The sequence below is a fragment of the Moorena sp. SIO4A5 genome, assembly GCF_010672005.1.
Classification (GTDB): domain Bacteria; phylum Cyanobacteriota; class Cyanobacteriia; order Cyanobacteriales; family Coleofasciculaceae; genus Moorena.
Map to the genome: position 1 here is coordinate 1 of NZ_JAAHHZ010000105.1, position 20,704 is coordinate 20,704.

The following is a 20,704-nucleotide window of genomic DNA, read 5'->3' on the forward strand; positions in this document are numbered from 1 at the left end:
TACTTGCTTGTGCTGCCCTCAATCCTATGACCCATTTGGGTATGCCTGATAGCTATGCCCATAATGCTTAAAACTGCTCCTGAGAGGGGGAGCATTTTGACCCCTTCATCATTCATGCAACAAAGCCTCGCGATTGTATTCTTCCACTCTGATTTGCTTGGCAATTCCCGCTGCTACTGCCTCATCGGTGCCATCAGGTAAAACAGCAATTATACCATCTCCGATAAACTTGACGATAAAGCCGTTTTGATTGCGAATCTCGGGACTAACACCCTTGAGGTAAGCATTAACAAAGTCGAAGTTTTCCGATACTTTTTAGCTACCAAAATCTACCAAGGGCGGATTCTGGCTCACTAATGCAAGCTGCTTTCGCAACCAGGGGGTATCTCCCAAAGCATGGCCGTAGGCCACGCTGCGCGAACGCAGAAATATACCACGAGCACCGTTGATGTCTCTGTCCATGACTTTACCATCAACTTTTGACTTGATAGTCTTACTCCCGCCTATATTGACCAGTTCACCTGTCCAGCTAACAGTCTTACTGGTGTAAGCCTCGCAGACATCTACCACTGTTTTTCCAGTTTCCTGAGTTTTATGCTTCAAAAATTCCTTGAAGCGATAATGAGCAAAGGTGAGCATGTTCCGAACGGTTTTAGATCGGATTTTTCTATTTCCTTTTTTAGACATTTTAGATGTTTCAAAGGTGGGAAGTAGAATCACATCAAAGTTATCAACCAAAAACCTAGCTGTCTTATGATGAAGCTCATTGATTAGGTTCTGGATTTTGATAACCATTCGCCTAGCGGCTTTTCTCATCCGACGCTTTTGTCCGCGTTTGGCTTTACTGATTTTAGACAGTAAATTATCTAAATGCTGACACAGACGTTGGATGCGAGAAAAATCTCCGTGCCCAATCTTTCCTACAGATGTCTCACTGAAAAAAGTGATGAAAGTTCTGACTCCAGGGTCTAAAGCAACTACTCTACCTTGGTTTTCGGTATATGATACAGCTACCTTGTGAGGGACTACTAGATAGTAATCGCCATTGTTACTAGTTAGTCGGCAGTCACAAATATCTACGGGCAAGTCTTCAGCGTAAGTCAATTTACCCAGCTTTGTGTGATATATTCCTGTTTCAGAAACTGCTGACTTAGGAATATAGCAAGACTGAATGGGGTTTTTCCTTGACCTGAATCTTACCCGATTAATTTGTGACGTCTTTTTGTACTTTTTATTGGCCTCCCTGACGGCGGTGCAAGCATCCTTAATCGCTATCGATTTTATTTGATAAGGTACTTCCTTGCACCACTCAGGAAGGTCGTTTAATATCCCTGTTTTGATTGCTTTCCAATTGGCTTTTACTTCGCCATTTTGGTTGGATGGAGGATTTTGACGGTTTTGTTGAACACATAACGGGACACTCCGAACCATTGGCGAATAAGAGATCTCTGGTCAGGATTTAGGAACAGTCGAATCTTCTTTGATTTTTTTACCGTACTTTCGGAGTCCGTGAACCCGGCAGGAGAAGACGTGAATGATTCAGAGAAGATCTGCGGTAAGTTCGGACTCTGGGCAGCTTTCAGATTGGCTGAGAACCAGGATTTTTCCACCGTTGAGACCGACCGGAGATGAAACCTTAGAGTAGTGCAGCCTTACTACAAAACCTTTACCCTATGCTGCATAATTTACCAACTATAAAGGCTGCACTACTCTTACGGTAACTTCTAACCAAGTACTCAATGAGTTCAAACCCAAATCGAATAAGTCTGTCTCTACAGGCAACAACAATCGTGAGCTTATCTCCGAGCACAATTCGTTCCAATATGGTTCTAAGCCCTTTCCTTTTGTAGTTGAGACCTGAGCCGATGTCAAAGATGATTTCGGCGTCGGGGAAGAGGGAATGGAGATAGGCGAGAAGTCTGTCGAGGTCGTCTCTTTGAAAGTTGGTACTGACTCGGCAGTAGCAAATCGTCTTGGTAGTTCGTTGTTCACGAAGTTGATCAGGTTTTGAACGTCTTGCTCCGAACCTGAGTACATCTTCTGAATGAAATAGTCTAGTTCCGCCTGGAGTCCTTTCGCATCTGAGAGTGCCATTATCTGCGTACTTCCGTAACGTGTTCCTTGATAGTCCTGTAAGTTCGACCGCCTTACGGATTGGTATAAGTGCCATCTCTAAAATCTAACACATAATTGTAGATAGTGTTAGATTAGTGGACATTTTTGTTAACTGTCACAAGCCTTCGGGGTCATGGTTTCTGAATTGGAATAGTAGTTTAAATTATCCATGTTTTAGGGAGTCGGGAGTCGGGAGTCGGGAGTCGGGAGTCGGGAGTCGGGGGAAGAGTGTGACAAGTGTAGGAAGTGAAACTTCAGTTTAAAGATAAAAACTTATAGAGTAAGCTGATGTGCATTTAAATTAGTTATTCCCTGTTCCCTGTTCCCTGTTCCCTGTTCCCTGTTCCCTGTTCCCGACAACTGCCGCGAAGTCTACTAACTAGATAGAAAAGCTTCCACCTCAGCTAATGTAGGTTGAGCTGCGATCGCACCAGGCTTGAGAGTGGTCAGTGCGCCTACTGCACTGGCATAGGTAACCACATCTTTGGCAACGGTTGGATCACTCAGACTGGACCGGTCACGGTGGCATAGTTGATAAATAATGCCACCAGTAAAGCCATCCCCGGCACCGGTTGTATCCTGGACTGCTACAGAAAATGCTGGTAATTTACCTTCGTTTCCTCCCAGATAGTAGGCGCAGCCTCGTTCCCCGGCTGTGACTAATACCCCTTTGACCTTATCCAACCGTTGTGCGATCGCTTTTGGATCAGCAGTGCCAAACAAAAACTCTCCCTCCTCATCAGTCAGTTTCAGGAAGTCCGCTTGCTGGATCATGTCTTGAATAATTTCAATGGCAGTATTGGCATCATTCCAAAAGACCGGTCGCCAGTTCACATCTATAAAGATAGAGACCTGGTGTTGTTGTGCCAACTTAACTGCTTGATTAATTGCTGCCTTACTGTGGGGATAGGCTAATTCCAGAGTCCCCAATACCAGAAACTTCGCTTCCTTAAATAGTTCAGTAGGCAAGTGATCGGCTTGAAGTCGTGTATCAGCGAATTCTGTGGTATCGATATCACCAAATCCAGCAAAACTGCGATCGCCTGACGCATCTCGGACTACATAGACGATCCGTGTGGGAGCTGTACCATGACGCTGTACTCCCGTGCCATCGACACCAATGTCCTTTAACAACTCTACTAGTATGTCTCCTGGCTGATCTTGACCAATACAACCGATAAATGCAGTGGGTATACCCAGCTTTACTAAAGCACAAGCAGTATTCGCTGGTGCGCCACCGGGATAGTCTGTCCAAGACTCCACCTGTTCTAGGGGTTTTCCTGGCTGATTAGACAAACGGTCAAACAACATTTCACCAGCACAGATCACCTGGGGACTTGTCATGAGGGTATTCCTTACCTACCAAATGTAATTGAACGGTGATTCGGGTAGTCTATCGCCCATCTTCTAAGAAGGAAGTGGCGCGCAAGTATTTCACCCAAACTGACATCAAATTATACTGTAGGTTTATTATTATCTCCCGACTAATTAACATAACCGGGATTATCAGTACTTCAGTTACCCTATATGCGCAATAGTTTTAAGGAATAGTTTTAACTCTGGTGGGAAGTAGTTCTATTAGTGGAAATGGCAGGTATTTGATGCGATCACCTACGGTGCCTCTCTGTCCAACGCCGGGAAGTCTGTGACGTGTACCTTAACTCTACCTAGTTTTCCGGAAAACGAATAAAACAAGGAGAAAAGTGGGCAAGCATAACGTCGCCCATTTCTCTCGTTGGGCAAAGTAAGCTATTTTTACTCGTAATTGAACCTCCCCACCCGTCGCAGGGATGGGGATTCCCAGGCACAGCCGTTCGCGACTGTTATCTCCATGGGCGTGACTTTCCCGCGCACCGAGGGTAGCTGAGTAGGGTCAATACCCAGTTTTTTTGAGACCCTTACTTTTTATCTTAACACTATTTGAGAGGGAAAAGAATACCCCGTCCTCAAAGGACGGGGTATTCTTTTCCCTCTCAAACTCTCCCACTCTGATAAAGACGATAAAAATCGATTAATTCAGCGTTTTTATGAACGGAACAGCTAAAAGCGATTGGCCGTAGGCGGAGCACTATACATTACTGGCTTGCAGTGATCATTGATTTTCCTGTCGTCTCTTGTTAACTTTTTGAGGCGACAAAGATAACAAGAGAAATATTTGCCGATGACGATCAAATAGGTATACTTATGAATAAGCGATCGCATTCCCGGTCAATGGTGCGATCGCTAAGTGGAGGATTACTCCAGTTCAATGTCATATTCATTCTAACCATGGAAAATAAGCAATACGTAACTCACTGTCCTTTCTACATTGGGGACATTAAGGCTGATGGTTTCAAGACGGAGTCTGGAGATTACTTGATGTCTCAGACTGGTTCTGCTGAAACCATCGGAGAAGATGAATCTTACGCCCGGCGTTTTTTGCGTTCAAAAGCCTTCAAAGATATATGGGGCAAGGGTTTTACGCCCGGCACTTTTGAGGTTTTAAACCCAGAGCAACTAAAAGGGCAGACTCGTATCAGTGGATGGCCTCCGGTCATAGTTGGGCTTTACTGGCATAGTCGTGGAAACAAAGGCAACAAAAGGGCTTTTGCATTGACTAACGGATTGATCATAGATGCATTAGAGGAAAGGATTCGTGAAGCTTTCGGTGATACAGCTACGATCAAACAAAGAAACGAAAAACTTTCTGAATACGTGAGTCTCTTAGAAGCTGAGAACACCGATCTAAGAAACAATAGCGAATGCTGGCAGTATATCAACCAGGAACTAAATCAGCAATTGGAAGACCTTTCGGAAGGTATGGCTGAACCAGACCATCTAGAGGCAGAAAATGCTCGCCTGTTGCGAATATTGCGAGAACATGGAATAAATCCCTATTCCCCGCAGAACTACATTTAATCAATCGCATCCTACCATTGCACTCCACACCCCGGCAGTCGCTGGGGCTTTTCATTGGTACAGCGATCGCGGTAAGGAAAAAACCTTACCACCCAGTCCCAACAACGCTACACAAAACTCAACAAAGGTAGTGGCTAACCCCGACTCCTTCCTTAGTTCCAATGATGGGTAGGTGACCCAACCGAGTCCCCTACCCAGTACCAACGACAGACAGCGACCAATCGGTCCCTTAACCTAGTTCCACTTTCAGGCGGTAGTCCCAACGGACGACCTACCCACTTCCAACACAAGAATTAACAAAGTTCACTTAATATTAAGTGCCGTTATCTTTTTGTTATTTCCTAACAGTAGTAAAAAAGATAATAAAAAGACGTATTAATACCTGTAACGGTAGTTATTGGGACTTCCGTGGTGGGAAGTAGTTCTATTAGTATAAATGCAAGTAATCGGATTTATTGGTACTTCATTTTTTCCTCTAATTCCTCATTAAATTCACTTTTTGTTATTTTTTATTTTTATCGAAAATAATAAAAAGTTAAAGACTGGTCGTAATGGGAAGTAGTTCCATTGTCTGAATTCTGGTAAAGGAACAGGATCGAGTCTTGGAATTAGAACTAGGGAAAGTGTCGGTGACGTTCTCAAGTACATAAAGTTGACAGGTTTGCTTACACACCTATCTCTTTCACCCGACAGCGGTTATTGAGAAGTTACCCTACTCGGAAACCCTAAATACAATGCGCTATGCCAAGTATAGATAGGGTTAGGCGGGGTTCAGGATGGAGTGCGATTTATTTTTGTAAGAGGTCTAGTGGTAATCGGTAGGACTGTACTAGTTAGAGATTTTTGTATTAAAAATAAAAATAACTTTGTAATAAGAACTTATTTTGTTTATAAAAAAAATGTAGCATATAGTAAGATTGAACTAGTATAATTACCACATTTTTTTTATTATTATGATAATAAAAAATGTGGTTGTTTATTTGTTTTTGAAGATTTACTAAAACTTTTTAGAATCACAATCCTACAGTGTGTTACTCTAAAATAGTCTAAACTAAAGAATCTCAAAACCAAACCAGTAGGTTTTTTGCTGGTCAAATAGTATCTCCAGCAATAGAGTCTATGGATGCGTCTACCAAAGCAGTAAATTCAAAGATTAAGAAACAGCACCCATGACTACTTTTGCAGAAAATAACTTAGATAACCCATTGGATTCTAGTCCTTCTATTATTAGTAGCAACCAAAGCTTTTTGGGGATTTTAGATGCCAGTGATGGTAATAATCCCACCCATAATGGTAGCTTCAGTGATGATTTTCGCTTGGAAGGGGTTAACCCAGGTCAAGTAGTTCAGGTTCAGCTAGAAGCTGATTTTGATACTTACCTGCAACTAATCAATGCTGATACGGAGGAAGTAATAACATACAACGATGATTTTGGTGGTAGTCTCGATTCCCAACTCACTTTCACTGTGGAATCAGATGTTGATTATCTCCTGCGAGCTACTAGTTATCGCTCCAGTGTAACGGGAGAATATACCCTCACCCAAAGGTATGTGGGTAATTTAGAGGAAGGTGATAGTAATAATCCTACCCGTAATGGTCGCTTCAGTGATGATTTCCACTTGGAAGGAGTTCTCCCAGGTCAAGTAATTGAAGTTAATCTGGAAGGGGATTTTGACACTTACCTACAATTAATTAATCGTGATACTGGGGAAGTCATTGCAGAGGATGATGACGGTGGAGAAGGGCGAAATTCCCAACTCACTTTCACCGCTCAATCCGATGTTGATTATGCCCTACGAGCTACTAGTTATGGCTCCGGTGCTACGGGGGAATATACCTTAACTACTAATGGTTCTACTGTATCTAGTCTCCAAGGTACTTCCACCCAAAGGTATGTGGGTAATTTAGAGGAAGGTGATAGTAATAATCCTACCCGTAATGGTCGCTTCAGTGATGATTTCCACTTGGAAGGAGTTCTCCCAGGTCAAGTAATTGAAGTTAATCTGGAAGGGGATTTTGACACTTACCTACAATTAATTAATCGTGATACTGGGGAAGTCATTGCACAGGATAATGACGGTGGAGAAGGGCAAAATTCCCAACTCACTTTCACCGCTCAATCCGATGTTGCTCATGCCCTACGAGCTACTAGTTATGGCTCCGGTGCTACGGGGGAATATACCTTAACTACTAATGGTTCTACTGTATTTAGTACCCAAGGTACTTCCACCCAAAGGTATGTGGGTAATTTAGAGGAAGGTGATGATAATAATCCCACCCGTAATGGTCGCTTCAGTGATGATTTCCACTTGGAAGGGGTTAACCCAGGTCAAGTAATTGAAGTTAATCTGGAAGGGGATTTTGACACTTACCTACAATTAATTAATCGTGATACTGGGGAAGTCATTGCAGAGGATGATGACGGTGGAGAAGGGCGAAATTCCCAACTCACTTTCACCGCTCAATCCGATGTTGATTATGCCCTACGAGCTACTAGTTATGGCTCCGGTGCTACGGGGGAATATACCTTAACTACTAATGGTTCTACTGTATTTAGTCCCCAAGGTACTTCAGATGAATTTAACGAATCTTTTTATAATTATCAAGATTTAGTACGAAAGGCGAGTAGCTCTGGCTTTAAAGAAGATGAGGAAAAACATGAATATAAAGTAGCAGAAGTTTTCACAGATGAAGAAACGGGATTTGAAGCCTATGGCTTTGTGCCCACCGATTCTGATTCCACCAAACCCCCTGTTTTAGTTATCGCTGGCAGCAATGATCCCTGGGACTGGCTTTACAATGGCGACCCAAGGGGCGTTGGTTACAGACAATTTGAAAGAAACGTTGATAGGATCATTAATTGGCTCAATGAAATCACACATAACACTAAACTACGCCCAGATATTATTGGGGAAAGTTTGGGTGGTGTGCTGGCTCAATCTTTTGCTGCGAGATACACAAGTTTAGGCGGTAAACTCAGCCAAGTTGTTTCATTTAATTCTCCAGGAATTAACAGGGATTTAGCAAATGATTTTGTGGCAGATAATGTAGAAAAGGTAACTCATATAGTTGGCTATGGGGATATCGTCAGTCTATTAGGGGATGACTATATAGAAGGAGAATACAAGCTAGCCCACTGGAATACTGACAACAATGATATATGGAAGTTCTCGCCATATATACAGGAAAAACACAATCAAAGCCGAGACCTACTCAAAGGTTCTATTATTAATAATCTCGACAGCGAAGATCTCAGTAACAGCTTGTTTAGTTATTGGGATATGAGAGGCGTTTCCAGTGCTGCTAGAAAAGATTGGGCTTTATTCAACCTCGTTGGAGGTATCTATACCCTTGGAGTCTTACCAACTTTACTGTCTAACCGTGGAGTAGCTGAATCAAGCCGTACCGTTATTGGTGGAGTAATAGAAGAAGTAACTCATGCAATCCGAAACCTTTCTAGCGATTCTCCATTAGGTCAAACCGCCCTACTCGCAGGTCAAGCGATAGATAACCTTGGGGATGGTCTGGTAAATCTCATTTCAGAATGGAATGAGGACATGTACAAAGCTGTAGCAAATTGGGACCCGAACCTGTGGACTGCGATTGAATTGTCTGGAGCGCCTGCCCTTAGCTACCTTGCCGTGGGTGGCATTGATGCAGCAGAAGCTTTAGCCAGTGGTGGTGTTTTAGCTACTAGTGCTTTACTTGCTGGTGGAGCAGAAGCTTTTGAAGCTCTCGCTGCGGGTGGTTGGAAAGCCACTCAAGCCCTTTTTAGCGGAGACGGTACAGAAGCCTGGGAAGCTCTTGCTGCGGGTGGAGAAGAAGCCTGGAGCGCAATTAAAGCAAGAGGTGTTCAAGCTTGGGATCATCTACTTGATGGTGGAGAAGAAGCTTGGATTGGATTAAAAAATGGCGGAATACAAGCTTGGCGTTCCCTCGCCGATGGTGGACAAAGGGCATGGGATTTAATTTCTGATGGTTATGCTTCTGTGACTTCCTTTATTGGCAACACTAAAGTAATAAAAGCATTCAATGAATTTGGGGACTACGTTCAGAAACTCCAAATTTTCCCCAGTGGTGATGAGATTCAGGACTTTTATAACAATACTGGCAAGTATTTACGTAATACTTTTAACTCCGTAGGAAACATTGTCGAACAAGTTAACTTCTTCCCCGATGGTGAGATAATTCAGGACTTTTATAACAATACTGGCAACAAGTATTTACGTAAGACTTTTAACTCCGTAGGAAACATTGTCGAACAAGTTAACTTCTTCCCCGATGGTGAGATAATTCAGGACTTTTATAACAATACTGGCAACAAGTATTTACGTAAGACTTTTAACTCCGTAGGAAACATTGTCGAACAAGTTAACTTCTTCCCCGATGGTGAGATAATTCAGGACTTTTATAACAATACTGGCAACAAGTATTTACGTAAGACTTTCAACTCCGTAGGAAACATTATTGAACAAGTTGAATTCTTACCTGATGGTGGGAAAGTAATACATATATTTGAAAATGGCATTAAAAAGTTCAGTGAAACTTTTAGCTCCTCTGGAGAATTCGTTGGAAGACTAGTTTACAATGCAGTCGGAGAAGTGATTGATGGAGTTGGAAAAGTTTATGACTCCATGATCAGTGGAGGTAAGAAAGTTTTAGACTGGCTAACATTTTGGTAAATTAAAGCCACTACTATCACTAGGCTTAATATGGAGTCTGTCCTGTTTTTGTGTAAGCTTCTGATTATTGACGGAAAATAGAGTTTTTTGAGCCTAATACCTAAATTTGGGGACAGGCTCTTAATCTGAACATCTTTAGCAGTGGTTTCTCAGCGAGCATAACCCAATTGTGCTTGCACGGACTTTAACATAGTTCTTGCCCACGATGTTTCCGTCTATCTTAATGCAATGACCTCGGAGCAATTGTATTTTTACGATACTGTTTGCGTCCATTCTTCTTGACTGTTTCCAGATCCGGCGTTCCCGACTTCTGCAAGAAGTCAGGGGAAAGGGTAAGGGGGAAGGGGTAAAGGTAAAAGCTTGTGTGTAAGCTATAGCAATAGATTCAGCTCCGTTGGGACTTTAGAACAGCTTCTCTAGCATTAACCCAACGACTGGGTTACCAATACCTCTCAAACCAGTTTTAATCCCCAAAGGGGGATTATCGGTATTTCAGTTCGCCTATCTAAGCAACAATTTTTCGCAAAAACCCAGGAATTTGTAGCTCTTGAAGCAATTTAAACCTACAACCGATCAATCTCATCGATAGTCAACCCCGTATATTGGGCAATATCCTGAGCAGGTAACCCTGCCGCCTTCATCTGCTTAGCAATCTGCTGTTTTTCTTCCTGTCTACCTTCTGCTTTACCTTCGGCTCTACCTTCTGCTCTACCTTGTTTGATACCTTGTTTGATACCTTGTTCTATGCCTTGTTCCAAGGTTTCATCAATCAAGGTTTGGGTAACATTGTACATATCCCGGTAGACCTTCAGGCTATCCTGATATAGCGCTTGCTCCCTAGATGAAAAATTGGCAATCTCTGCCACATCAAATAGCTGGGCAAACACATCGTCTTGCAACGGTAATGGGGGTTCATTCAACTGGGCTAGGTGTTTTAATAAAAATAACCACTTGTCAAAATGGGACTCCAACTCATCAAGAGACTTGCTAAATTTCGGTAGCTCAACATAAATAAACTTGAGCTTATCGTAGAACACTTCACAGTGCTGATTTTTCAACTCCACCACATGTAGCAGTTCTGAATCGTGCTTGTGGTCATCAAATACAAAATCTAGGACGCCAACCGTATAAACTGCCGTGAGCTCATAGTTCCAAAATCCCTGTTCAGCCTGTTCTTGGATCGGGAAAGTAGAATAATATACACTTCTATCCTTAAACAAATTTTGCTTGGCCTTCTGCATTTCTACGATGAACCGTTCACCAGTCTCGCTCTGACAATAAATATCAAAAATAGCCCTTCGATCCACTAAGGTATTGCCCAAAAACTCGGGATTCTTAAAGGTAACATCCTTCAGGTGATGATGGGGAGGCAACAGAGTATTCAAGAAGTCGATCAGCAGTGCCTTATTTGGCTCAGTGCCAAAGACACGTTTAAAGCCGAAATCCGTGAGCAGGTCAATGTATTTATCTGGCAACGGGAAAACCATTTCAAAATGCTTTTATGGCTGATAGGGATTAGATAGTCGGGAGTCGGGAGTCGGGAGTAGGAAACTTATGTTTATAAATTCTAACAATTCCTAAACGGATTGCTATAGTATAGTGCTTTTAATCGCTATGATAAACACTGATAGATAGATTAACTATAGCGTTTATCCTATTTGTGGAATGGGCATCTTGCCCGTTATCAATATTCTGGGGCAGGCAGGATGCTCACTATACTCCTATTCATAGCTTGATTCAGCAACGCTAAACAGACAAAGAATAACTCTTGAAGCAATTTCAACCTACAACCGATCAATCTCATCCATACTCAACCCCGTATATTGGGCAATATCCTGAGCAGGTAACCCTGCCGCCTTCATCTGCTTAGCAATCTGCTGTTTTTCTTCCTGTCTACCTTCTGCTTTACCTTGTTGTCTACCTTGTTGTCTACCTTCTGCTCGACCTTGTTTGATACCTTGTTTGATACCTTGTTTGATACCTTGTTCTATACCTTGTTTGATACCTTGTTCTATGCCTTGTTCCAAGGTTTCATCAATCAAGGTTTGGGTAACATTGTACATATCCCGGTAGACCTTCAGACTATCCTGATATAGCGCTTGCTCCCTAGATGAAAAATTGGCAATCTCTGCCACATCAAAGAGCTGGGCAAACACATCGTCTTGCAACGGTAATGGGGGTTCATTCAACTGGGCTAGGTGTTTTAATAAAAATAACCACTTGTCAAAATGGGACTCCAACTCATCAAGAGACTTGGTAAATTTGGGTAGCTCAACATAAATAAACTTGAGCTTATCGTAGAACACCTCACAGTGCTGATTTTTCAACTCCACCACATGTAGCAGTTCTGACTCGTGCTTGTGGTCATCAAATACAAAATCTAGGACGCCAACCGTATAAACTGCTGTAAGCTCATAGTTCCAAAATCCCTGTTGCGCCTGTTCTTGGATCGGGAAAGTAGAATAATATACACTTCTATCCTTAAACAAATTTTGCTTGGCCTTCTGCATTTCTACGATGAACCGTTCACCAGTCTCGCTCTGACAATAAATATCAAAAATAGCCCTTCGATCCACTAAGGTATTGCCCAAAAACTCTGGATTCTTAAAGGTAACATTCTTCAGCTGATGATGGGGAGGCAACAGAGTATTCAAGAAGTCGATCAACAGTGCCTTGTTTGGCTCAGTGCCAAAGACACGTTTAAAGCCGAAATCCGTGAGCAGGTCAATGTATTTATCTGGCAACGGGAAAACCATATCAAAATGCTTTTATGGCTGATAGGGAGTAGGGAGTAGGGAGTAGGGAGTAGGGAGTAGGGAAATAGGGAACAGGGAGTAGGGAGTAGGGAGTAGGGAGTAGGGAAATAGGGAACAGGGAGTAGGGAGTAGGGAGTAGGTAACTTCTGATTAATAATTATAACAATTAATTTAGGATTGCTATCTAGCTTTTTATAGCCTAATGAGGTATGTAATTTATGGCATGTATGAGGTACACTTATCAACCTCAAAGTCCCCCTTTTTAAGGGGGATTTAGGGGGATCCCTTTGTACCTCATGATAAAAATAATTGCTATATATTTTTTCCCTATTGCCTATTGCCTATTGCCTATTGCCTATTGCCTATTGCCTATTCCCTACTCCCTACTCCCTACTCCCTAAAACCCATAACAAAAGTACCTCACCCAAATAATAATTGCTATATTCAATCCATAGCACTTCTGAAAAACTCAATTGTTTCTTTCAACGCCACAATAAACCGATCAATCTCTTCACGAGTATTATAAAAATACAAACTAGCTCGTGCTGTACCAGTCACTCCTAAACGATGGTGCAAGGGTTGAGTACAATGATTTCCAGAACGAATTGCTACACCGTCTTGATCCAACAGCGTAGACACATCACTAGCATCCAATCCTTTAACATTAAATGTTGCTAAGGCTGCCCTACCTTTACCATCTATTGTTGGTTGGGGACCATACATGATTAGATCTGGAATTTCCTGCAACTGCTTAAACAAATAAGCGGTTAATTCTTCTTCATAGCTATGGATAGTATCCATACCTAACACAGTCAGATAGTCTACTGCAGCACCAAGTGCGATCGCTTGAGCAATGGCTGGTGTCCCCGCTTCAAATTTATGGGGTAAATCCCCATAGGTGGAGTGATCGAGAAATACCTCAGCAATCATTTCACCACCACCTAAAAATGGAGGCATGGCTTGCAGTAAGTCTAGTTTCCCATACAGAAAACCAATCCCTGTGGAAGCACACATTTTATGACCCGATGCCACTAGCCAATCACAATTCATAGCTTGGACATCAATGGGCATATGGGGGATACTTTGGCAAGCATCAATCATTACCATAGCGCCATAGTTATGTGCGATCGCAATAATTTCCTCTACGGGATTAATACATCCCAAAGTATTCGAGACATGAACCACACTTACTAGCTTGGTTTTCTCAGAAATCAGCTGTCGGAACTCTTCTAAATCAAACTCCTGAGTCTCCGTCAATCCCACATACTTTAATAGGGCTCCAGTTTTCTGAGCAATAATTTGCCAAGGCACCAAATTGCTGTGGTGTTCCATAACCGAGAGAATAATTTCATCTCCCTGGCGCAGATTTTCCAAACCCCAGCTGTAAGCCACTAAGTTAATCGCTTCCGAAGCATTGCGGGTAAAAACAATCTCTTGTCGTGACTGGGCATTTACAAAACTAGCTACCTTATCCCGTGCCCCCTCATAACCGTCTGTCGCTCTAGTGCTAAGGGTATGGACACCTCGGTGAACATTAGCATTGTCCATTTCGTAGTAGTGGCGCAGTGCATCCAGTACTGCTACCGGTTTCTGGGCAGTAGCCGCATTATCGAAGTAAATCAGCGGTTTACCGTTAACGTCCTGGTGCAAAATAGGGAAGTCAGCCCGGACTTGATCAGCAATGGTTTTTTCTTGAGTTAAGGTCATGTTACTGTTGAACGTTATTCTGTTCCCGTTTTGAACTTATGACTGTTTCCGAAAGTCTTTGACGAAGAGAAGCTAGGGGAATTTGATTGATTATTTCTGCTACAAAGGCATCAATCAAAAGGTTACGGGCATCGGTTTCCTTCAGTCCACGACTTTGCAAATAGAAGACTTCATCCGCTTCCAACTGACTGACTGTAGCACCGTGGGAACATTTCACATTATCAGCTGTAATCTCCAACTGAGGCTTGGTATCAACTCTAGCCTTCGGCGATAGCAACAAATTACGATTCAACTGAGCTGCATTGGTCAACTGCGCTGCTTGAGGAACACTAACCTTACCATTAAACACCGCATGAGCACTACCATCTATAATGCACTTTTGCAGCTGATTACTGATGCCATTGGGATGATTCAACATCACCGCACTATGAGTATCTGCCAACTGATGCTCACTAATCGCGGTCAAGCCATTTAGAATCGTTTCGGTCCCCTCACCCATCTGAAACACTTCCAGAGTATGGCGAGATAACTTCCCCCCAAAGGCTACCCCATGGCAACTATAAAAACTATTCCGAGCTTGTGCGATCGCACTCTTGCCCACATGGAAAGCCTGGTTACTTTCCCCATCAACCCGGATATGAGTCACTCTGGCATTCTCCCCAACCCATACCTCCGTCACGGAATTGGTCAAATAAACACCCTGGGCGCTATTTTCCTCTTGGCCTTGCCAATACTCTTCAACTAAACTCAGCTGACTACCGGCCTCCGCCACCACCAAACAACGGGGCTGAAACAGCCTAGGCACCCCATCAGCCATGGAAACAAACAGCAGATGAATGGGAACCGTCACCTCAGTATTCCTAGGCAACCAGATCACCGCCACATCAGTCAAACCAGCGGTATTAAGCAGCGTAAACACATCGGTTGCCCCCTGCTGCTTGCCCAAATAATCAGCAATTCGGCTCTGATACTCTGATGGCAACTCGGCCAAATTCCCCACAAACACCCCTTCAGGCAACCCAGCCAAAGACGATAGCTCGGGGGCATAAATCCCATTGACAAATACTAATCGGCTGTTAACCGCCTCTGGCAAAACTACCGGACTAATATCAATGGTGCTTGTATCAACAGCTACAGCAGCCTCAAACGTCACCTGCATCAGTGGCGACAAATCCGTAAACCGCCATTCCTCATCTTTAGTGGTGGGAATCGCCAATTCCTGAGCAATCCCCCTAGCGTGGTTACTTAGCTCTTGTAACCAATCCATCTCAACTGGATTATCCTGGCGACATTGCTCTAGCAGTGCCGACAAATAAGAAACCTCCCGTTTTACAGAAACTTCCATAGTCATCAGACACTCACCTCAGCAGTCTCGTCTTCTAGCACCCAGTCATAACCACGGGATTCCAACTCTAGAGCCAACTCCTTGCTACCAGTCCTGAGGATACGGCCATCTGCCATCACATGAACAAAATCCGGCTCAATATAATTCAGTAAACGTTGGTAGTGAGTAATCAAAATCATCGCATTCTCGCTACTTGCCAATTGATTCACCCCATTGGCCACAATTTTGAGAGCATCAATATCCAAGCCAGAATCTGTTTCATCCAAAATCCCCAGCTTAGGTTCTAGAAGTGCCATTTGGAGAATCTCATTCCGCTTCTTTTCTCCTCCAGAGAAGCCTTCATTGAGACTACGCTCTAGAAAGCTGGGATTCATTTTAACAATTTCCAGCTTTTCTTCAACTAAATCCTCAAAATCAAATGTATCAATTTCTTCCAATCCCTTGTGCTTTCGACGGGAATTGTAAGCCACCCGCAAGAAATCCAAATTACTGACACCAGGAATTTCCAACGGATACTGAAACGCCAGAAATACTCCAGCCAAAGAGCGTTCCTCCGGTTCCATTTCTAACAGATTTTGCCCTAAGAAACTTACCTCGCCTCCCGTTACATCATAGGCAGGATGACCGGCTAATACCTTAGACAAAGTACTCTTCCCAGAACCATTTGGCCCCATAATCGCATGGATTTCTCCAGCTTTAACTTCCAGATTCAATCCCTTCAGAATCTGGTTACCATCCACATCTGCCGTCAAATCCCGAACAGACAATATTATTTCACTAGTTTCACTAATCATTTCGACTTGATAATAAATGCTTTATCCCAGAAGTGTTGTTATAAGGTTATCAGCTTTAAGGTTTAAGGTTGAATGTTGAATGTTAGCAGGTTAAAGGTTGAATGTTAGCAGGTTAAAGGTTGAATGTTACTAGGTTTAAGGTTTAAGGTTTAAGGTTGAATGTTACTAGGTTTAAGGTTTAAGGTTTAAGGTTGAATGTTACTAGGTTTGAGGTGGAAGGTTATCAGGTTGAATAATAGTTGAATTTGATCAGCTTTAACTTTGAACATCTTAATCTATAAACCTTGGCCAAAAGGCCACGCGTGCGCGTTCAACCTGCTAACAACCTTCAACCTTCAACCTCCCAACCTTCAACCTTCAACCTCCCAACCTTCAACCTTCAACCTCCCAACCTTCAACCTTCAACCTCCCAACCTTCAACATTCAACATTCAACATTCAACATTCAACATTCAACCTGCTAACCTTAGTTAGCCCACTGTGCCTTCGAGCTTCAGGCTTAAAAGTTTATCTGCTTCAGCAGCAAATTCCATGGGAAGTTCATTGAAGACATCTTTACAGAAGCCACTCACCATCATGGAGATCGCATCTTCTTCTGAAATCCCTCGTTGAGCGAAGAAAAATAGCTGGTCTTCACCAATTTTAGAAGTCGAGGCTTCGTGTTCCACTTTGCCCATGTTGTTCTGGACTTGGATGTAAGGAAACGTATTCGCCTCAGCTGTATCCCCAATCAACATGGAATCACACTGGGAATAGTTTCGCGCACCCTTGGCCTTCGGACCAATTTTCACTAGACCCCGGTAGCTATTTTTGGACTTACCAGCAGAAATCCCCTTAGAAATGATGGTGCTGCGAGTATTTTTACCGATATGTACCATCTTGGTACCTGTGTCCGCTTGTTGGAGATTGTTGGTTAGAGCAACAGAGTAGAATTCACCAATGGAATTATCACCCACTAGGACGCAACTGGGATACTTCCAAGTAATAGCAGAACCAGTTTCTACCTGAGTCCAGGAAATCTTTGAATTTACTCCCTTGCACAATCCCCGCTTGGTAACAAAGTTGTAAATCCCACCTTTACCATTTTTATCCCCAGCGAACCAGTTTTGCACTGTGGAGTATTTAATCTCAGCATTGTCCAGGGCAACCAGTTCCACCACAGCTGCGTGCAGCTGGTTACTATCGTACATCGGCGCAGTGCAGCCTTCTAGGTAACTAACATTGCTGCCTTCTTCCGCCACAATTAGGGTACGCTCGAACTGTCCAGTATCTCCATTATTAATCCGGAAATAGGTGGACAGTTCCATTGGGCACTTGACTCCTTTGGGAATATAGACAAAGGAACCATCACTGAAAACAGCAGAATTGAGAGCAACAAAGTAATTATCTGCCACAGGAACAACACTACCCAGGTATTTTCGCACTAACTCTGGGTGTTCTTGCAACGCTTCCGAAATCGAGCAGAAAATTACTCCCGACTCAGCCAGCTTGTCTTTGAAGGTAGTGGCGATCGAGACACTATCAAAGATGGCATCCACTGCTACATTAGCCAGCCGCTTTTGCTCAGATAGGGAAATGCCTAATTTATCAAAGGTTTCCAGTAAAGCTGGGTCAACTTCGTCCAGGCTATTGAGTTTTTCCTTCTTCTGTTTGGGTGCTGAGTAGTAGATAATCTTTTGGTAATCAATGGGAGGATAGGTGACATGGGGCCAGGTTGGCTCGGTCATTTTCTGCCATTGTCGATACGCCTTTAGGCGAAACTCCAGCATGAACTCAGGTTCGTTTTTCTTAGCGGAAATCAGACGGATAATATCCTCATTGAGTCCGCGAGGAATGGTATCCGCTTCAATATCTGTGACAAAGCCGTACTTATAGGGCTGGTTGACTAATGTCTTGACAGTGGCAGTCATCGATTTAGTGCTCTCTTATCATTAAGGATTCAACAGAGTTACAAACACAGTGATAGCTTGTTCGCCTTTGACTTTCCCGTAGAGTAGGTTGGCAGCTTGGAAGGTTAGAGGTTGTAGACTGCGGGTAGCGACTGCATCAAGACAGCGGCTTGCTTTTATCGCCGGTTACAACTAAAATCCATAGCTTCCTCATGCCCACGGGATGTGATCTGGTTACTGGGTGGATTAAAACAACGTTTTTGTTGTTTAACTCTATTCTAGGTTATATTAACAACAAACATGTTGTTAAAGTCAAGAGAATTTAGATTAAATAGAAATAACGGTACCGACAAGCACCAAAGGGAAGCCTGAGTGCCCTTCCCCTGTTACCCAATTCCCCAACTCCTAAGCCCATGATGCCTACTCAGCAAACTTCCACCAAGCGAGACATCCTACAATATCTCCTCAAACAGGATCGAGCAAGAGCCCAGGAGTTAGCCACAGCCATAGGGGTTAGCGCCCAAGCTATTCGACGTCATCTCAAAGAATTGGAGGCAGAAGGGCTAATTGAGTACAAAGCTGTTCAAATTGGTATGGGGCGTCCTCAACATATCTATCACCTCTCTCACAAAGGACGCGATCGCTTTCCCCATCATTACGGAGAGTTTTCCGTTTCCCTGCTCGATACCATGACAGAAACCTTGGGTCGTGAACAGACTAGCACGATTTTACAAAAGCAATGGCAACGTAAAGCTCAAGAATACCGGGAGTGTATCGGGAATGGTACAGTGGGAGAGCGAGTAGCCAAGTTGGTAGAACTACGTAGACTAGAAGGTTATATGGCAGAGTGGCACACCCTAGAATCAGGTAATTTAAATAATGGGGTTAGTGAGCAGTATATTTTAACTGAATACAATTGTGCTATTTCCAACGTTGCCGAATCTTACCCCAGTGTCTGTGGTCATGAACTGGAAATGTTTGCCGCCGTATTGCCAGATTGTACAGTGGAGCGTACTCACTGGCTCAATAATGGAGAGCATCAGTGTGGCTATTTAATCAAAGCGCCAGCAAATAACTAACATGCCAATAACTAAGCCTGTAAGCTTAAGCGCTACGCGCACGCTACTTGAGGTGCCGTCAGCCTTCAGCTGTCAGCCTTTGGCCACAAGCCTTTGGCTAATAGCACCTCAACTAGCTTGCGTGGCACAGGCTTCTAGCCTGTGACATAGTGCATTAGCTGATAGCTGATAGCTTAAAAGTTATGTAGTCAACCTTGAAAACCCTTATGGCTGATTCCCAGCAATCCTCAATCCAATTCTTAACTCCGGAAGAATCCGCTGATGTAGACCAAGCATTGCTCTCTTCCCCAGAGAAATTCTTAACTCGTTTAACGATTTCCTCCCTCAGACTGTTGAAGCATATTTCACAAGATACTGGGGTGGCAATGGAAGAGTTGACCCATCAGCAGATCATCGATTGGTTTGAGAAGGATAGTAAGATTCGGCGAGAACAAGGGGTTGAGGCAGCATTTTTGAAATGGTAATTAGAAGTGATTCATTGGACTTGATATAATCGGTTGTTTGTTCATAGTTTACTGCCTAGTACTGTTGACAAACAAACCTCAACAAAACCTAATCAAAAATCAGTAATTTAAAGCTTATTCATAAAATAAATATTAAATCCTTTGGGTGCGTTAATAATTTTTAAAGCACTTATATAATATAGTTCCTCTGGGACTAATTTTAGTCCTGTCACTAGTAAAAACTTACCAATGGTCTACGCTATCAAGCGCCCTACAGCGATTTAATCTTTTCTTTATAAATTACAGTATAGAATAGTATAGAGTATTTTGGTTAAAATTAGTGATCAATATCACATAGATAGATTGTCATAAATCACAGTCTTGCGTGATCTAAATCGATGAAATGGATTTAAGTTACCGCTAGCATTCTTAGGTCAGCTGTTAATACTCAAGGAAACGGTGCATCATGAATACTCAACAAATTAGCTTCGCAGCCATCACGATTTTAGATATTGCTCTATTGTTCACAGCCCCCATCATCATCGGATTATTCTCAAAAATTCCTTAAGTCTCAGGAACTATGTCTTAGGAATGATGAACGATGAATCGGCACATACATACACATACATAATAGACACATAAGACACATAAGATACAGAATTTAACAATTCTGCATTAATCGTTTTGCCAGTACAAGCCCCTAACTCCTAGCATGGGTTGAACATTATTAATCATTAATTATTCATCGTTCCCTGAGCACTGTCGCGACCAGTAGCATTCTTAGTTCAGTTAATTTTAGATATCAAATAAATCTGAAAATGATCACTTTAAATGTAATCAATAAAGTAATCAATAAATTTCAAAATCTGCTCTTGACCGGAATAATAGTGAGTGTGGGGTTGTGGGCAATACCAGTATCAGCACAAGTAGAGGATGAGCAAGTCAACGCTCTGGTAGAAGCACTGCGGCTTTCGGCACCACCCAATCGTCCCAATGA

18 protein-coding genes are annotated in these 20,704 nt (G+C 42.9%); 7 read left to right on the forward strand and 11 right to left on the reverse strand.

The genetic code is table 11. The features are described from left to right. Nucleotides 1-315: 315 nt before the first annotated feature. The 4 genes from F6K57_RS25280 to F6K57_RS25290 all read right to left on the reverse strand — a co-directional run bounded on the left by F6K57_RS25280 (nt 316) and on the right by F6K57_RS25290 (nt 3,459). Nucleotides 316-1,431: a transposase gene (locus F6K57_RS25280; RefSeq protein ID WP_293071363.1), complete on the reverse strand. Its 1,116-nt coding sequence runs from the start codon at nt 1,429-1,431 to the stop codon at nt 316-318. After that, a complete protein-coding gene (locus F6K57_RS42160; RefSeq protein WP_293085606.1) occupies nt 1,359-1,610 on the reverse strand; it encodes a helix-turn-helix domain-containing protein in 252 nt (83 codons plus the stop codon). Before F6K57_RS42160 ends, F6K57_RS25280 begins: the two co-directional genes overlap by 73 nt. 56 nt (nt 1,611-1,666) lie before the next feature. Then, nucleotides 1,667-2,170: an IS607 family transposase gene (locus F6K57_RS25285; protein ID WP_293071364.1), complete on the reverse strand. Its 504-nt coding sequence runs from the start codon at nt 2,168-2,170 to the stop codon at nt 1,667-1,669. 320 nt (nt 2,171-2,490) lie between these two features. Next, nucleotides 2,491-3,459, reverse strand: a complete 969-nt coding sequence (locus F6K57_RS25290; RefSeq protein ID WP_293071365.1) for a carbohydrate kinase — start codon at nt 3,457-3,459, stop codon at nt 2,491-2,493. An 840-nt stretch (nt 3,460-4,299) separates the two neighbouring features. Between F6K57_RS25290 and F6K57_RS25295 the strand changes: the two genes are divergently transcribed. Continuing rightward, nucleotides 4,300-5,013 (forward strand): hypothetical protein, encoded by a 714-nt coding sequence (locus F6K57_RS25295; RefSeq protein ID WP_293071366.1) that lies wholly within the window; start codon nt 4,300-4,302, stop codon nt 5,011-5,013. Between the two features lie 1,169 nt (nt 5,014-6,182). Then, the gene (locus F6K57_RS25300; protein ID WP_293071367.1) at nt 6,183-9,695 is read left to right on the forward strand and encodes a hypothetical protein; all 3,513 of its coding nucleotides are present in this window, start codon (nt 6,183-6,185) and stop codon (nt 9,693-9,695) included. Nucleotides 9,696-10,258: 563 nt separating this feature from the next. On the opposite strand, the gene F6K57_RS25305 is transcribed toward F6K57_RS25300, so the two are convergent. The 3 genes from F6K57_RS25305 to F6K57_RS25315 form a co-directional block, all read right to left on the reverse strand. After that, nucleotides 10,259-11,182: an Rpn family recombination-promoting nuclease/putative transposase gene (locus F6K57_RS25305; RefSeq protein ID WP_293071368.1), complete on the reverse strand. Its 924-nt coding sequence runs from the start codon at nt 11,180-11,182 to the stop codon at nt 10,259-10,261. 297 nt (nt 11,183-11,479) lie between these two features. Further along, nucleotides 11,480-12,451 carry an Rpn family recombination-promoting nuclease/putative transposase gene (locus F6K57_RS25310; protein ID WP_293071369.1) on the reverse strand — a complete coding sequence of 324 codons (972 nt, stop codon included), beginning with the start codon at nt 12,449-12,451 and terminating at the stop codon, nt 11,480-11,482. Beyond that, nucleotides 12,358-12,696 (reverse strand): hypothetical protein, encoded by a 339-nt coding sequence (locus F6K57_RS25315; protein WP_293071370.1) that lies wholly within the window; start codon nt 12,694-12,696, stop codon nt 12,358-12,360. The genes F6K57_RS25310 and F6K57_RS25315 overlap by 94 nt, the downstream gene beginning before the upstream one ends. Before the next feature lie 64 nt (nt 12,697-12,760). Between F6K57_RS25315 and F6K57_RS25320 the strand changes: the two genes are divergently transcribed. Continuing rightward, entirely contained in the window at nt 12,761-12,883 is a 123-nt protein-coding gene (locus F6K57_RS25320; protein ID WP_293071371.1) for a hypothetical protein, read from the forward strand. Between the two features lie 12 nt (nt 12,884-12,895). Here the strand turns inward: F6K57_RS25320 and F6K57_RS25325 are convergent, their stop codons facing one another. From F6K57_RS25325 to sufC, 3 genes are read right to left on the reverse strand one after another with little or no spacing between them, the layout of a single operon-like run. Next, a complete protein-coding gene (locus F6K57_RS25325) occupies nt 12,896-14,158 on the reverse strand; it encodes a SufS family cysteine desulfurase (RefSeq protein ID WP_293071372.1) in 1,263 nt (420 codons plus the stop codon). A 1-nt stretch (nt 14,159) separates the two neighbouring features. Continuing rightward, nucleotides 14,160-15,509: a Fe-S cluster assembly protein SufD gene (gene sufD / locus F6K57_RS25330; protein ID WP_293071373.1), complete on the reverse strand. Its 1,350-nt coding sequence runs from the start codon at nt 15,507-15,509 to the stop codon at nt 14,160-14,162. Continuing rightward, nucleotides 15,509-16,297: a Fe-S cluster assembly ATPase SufC gene (gene sufC / locus F6K57_RS25335; RefSeq protein ID WP_293023016.1), complete on the reverse strand. Its 789-nt coding sequence runs from the start codon at nt 16,295-16,297 to the stop codon at nt 15,509-15,511. Before sufC ends, sufD begins: the two co-directional genes overlap by 1 nt. Before the next feature lie 284 nt (nt 16,298-16,581). On the opposite strand from sufC, the gene F6K57_RS25340 reads away from it, so the two are divergent. Beyond that, nucleotides 16,582-16,770, forward strand: a complete 189-nt coding sequence (locus F6K57_RS25340; RefSeq protein ID WP_293023013.1) for a hypothetical protein — start codon at nt 16,582-16,584, stop codon at nt 16,768-16,770. Here the strand turns inward: F6K57_RS25340 and sufB are convergent. After that, entirely contained in the window at nt 16,767-18,206 is a 1,440-nt protein-coding gene (gene sufB, locus F6K57_RS25345) for a Fe-S cluster assembly protein SufB (RefSeq protein ID WP_075899490.1), read from the reverse strand. The genes F6K57_RS25340 and sufB overlap by 4 nt on opposite strands. Before the next feature lie 392 nt (nt 18,207-18,598). Between sufB and sufR the strand changes: the two genes are divergently transcribed. The 3 genes from sufR (at nt 18,599) to F6K57_RS25360 (ending at nt 19,728) form a co-directional block, all read left to right on the forward strand. Continuing rightward, a complete protein-coding gene (sufR, locus tag F6K57_RS25350; protein ID WP_293023008.1) occupies nt 18,599-19,264 on the forward strand; it encodes an iron-sulfur cluster biosynthesis transcriptional regulator SufR in 666 nt (221 codons plus the stop codon). Between the two features lies 1 nt (nt 19,265). Then, nucleotides 19,266-19,409 (forward strand): hypothetical protein, encoded by a 144-nt coding sequence (locus tag F6K57_RS25355; protein WP_293071374.1) that lies wholly within the window; start codon nt 19,266-19,268, stop codon nt 19,407-19,409. Between the two features lie 61 nt (nt 19,410-19,470). Further along, nucleotides 19,471-19,728, forward strand: a complete 258-nt coding sequence (locus F6K57_RS25360; RefSeq protein ID WP_293023005.1) for a hypothetical protein — start codon at nt 19,471-19,473, stop codon at nt 19,726-19,728. Nucleotides 19,729-20,704: the final 976 nt, after the last annotated feature.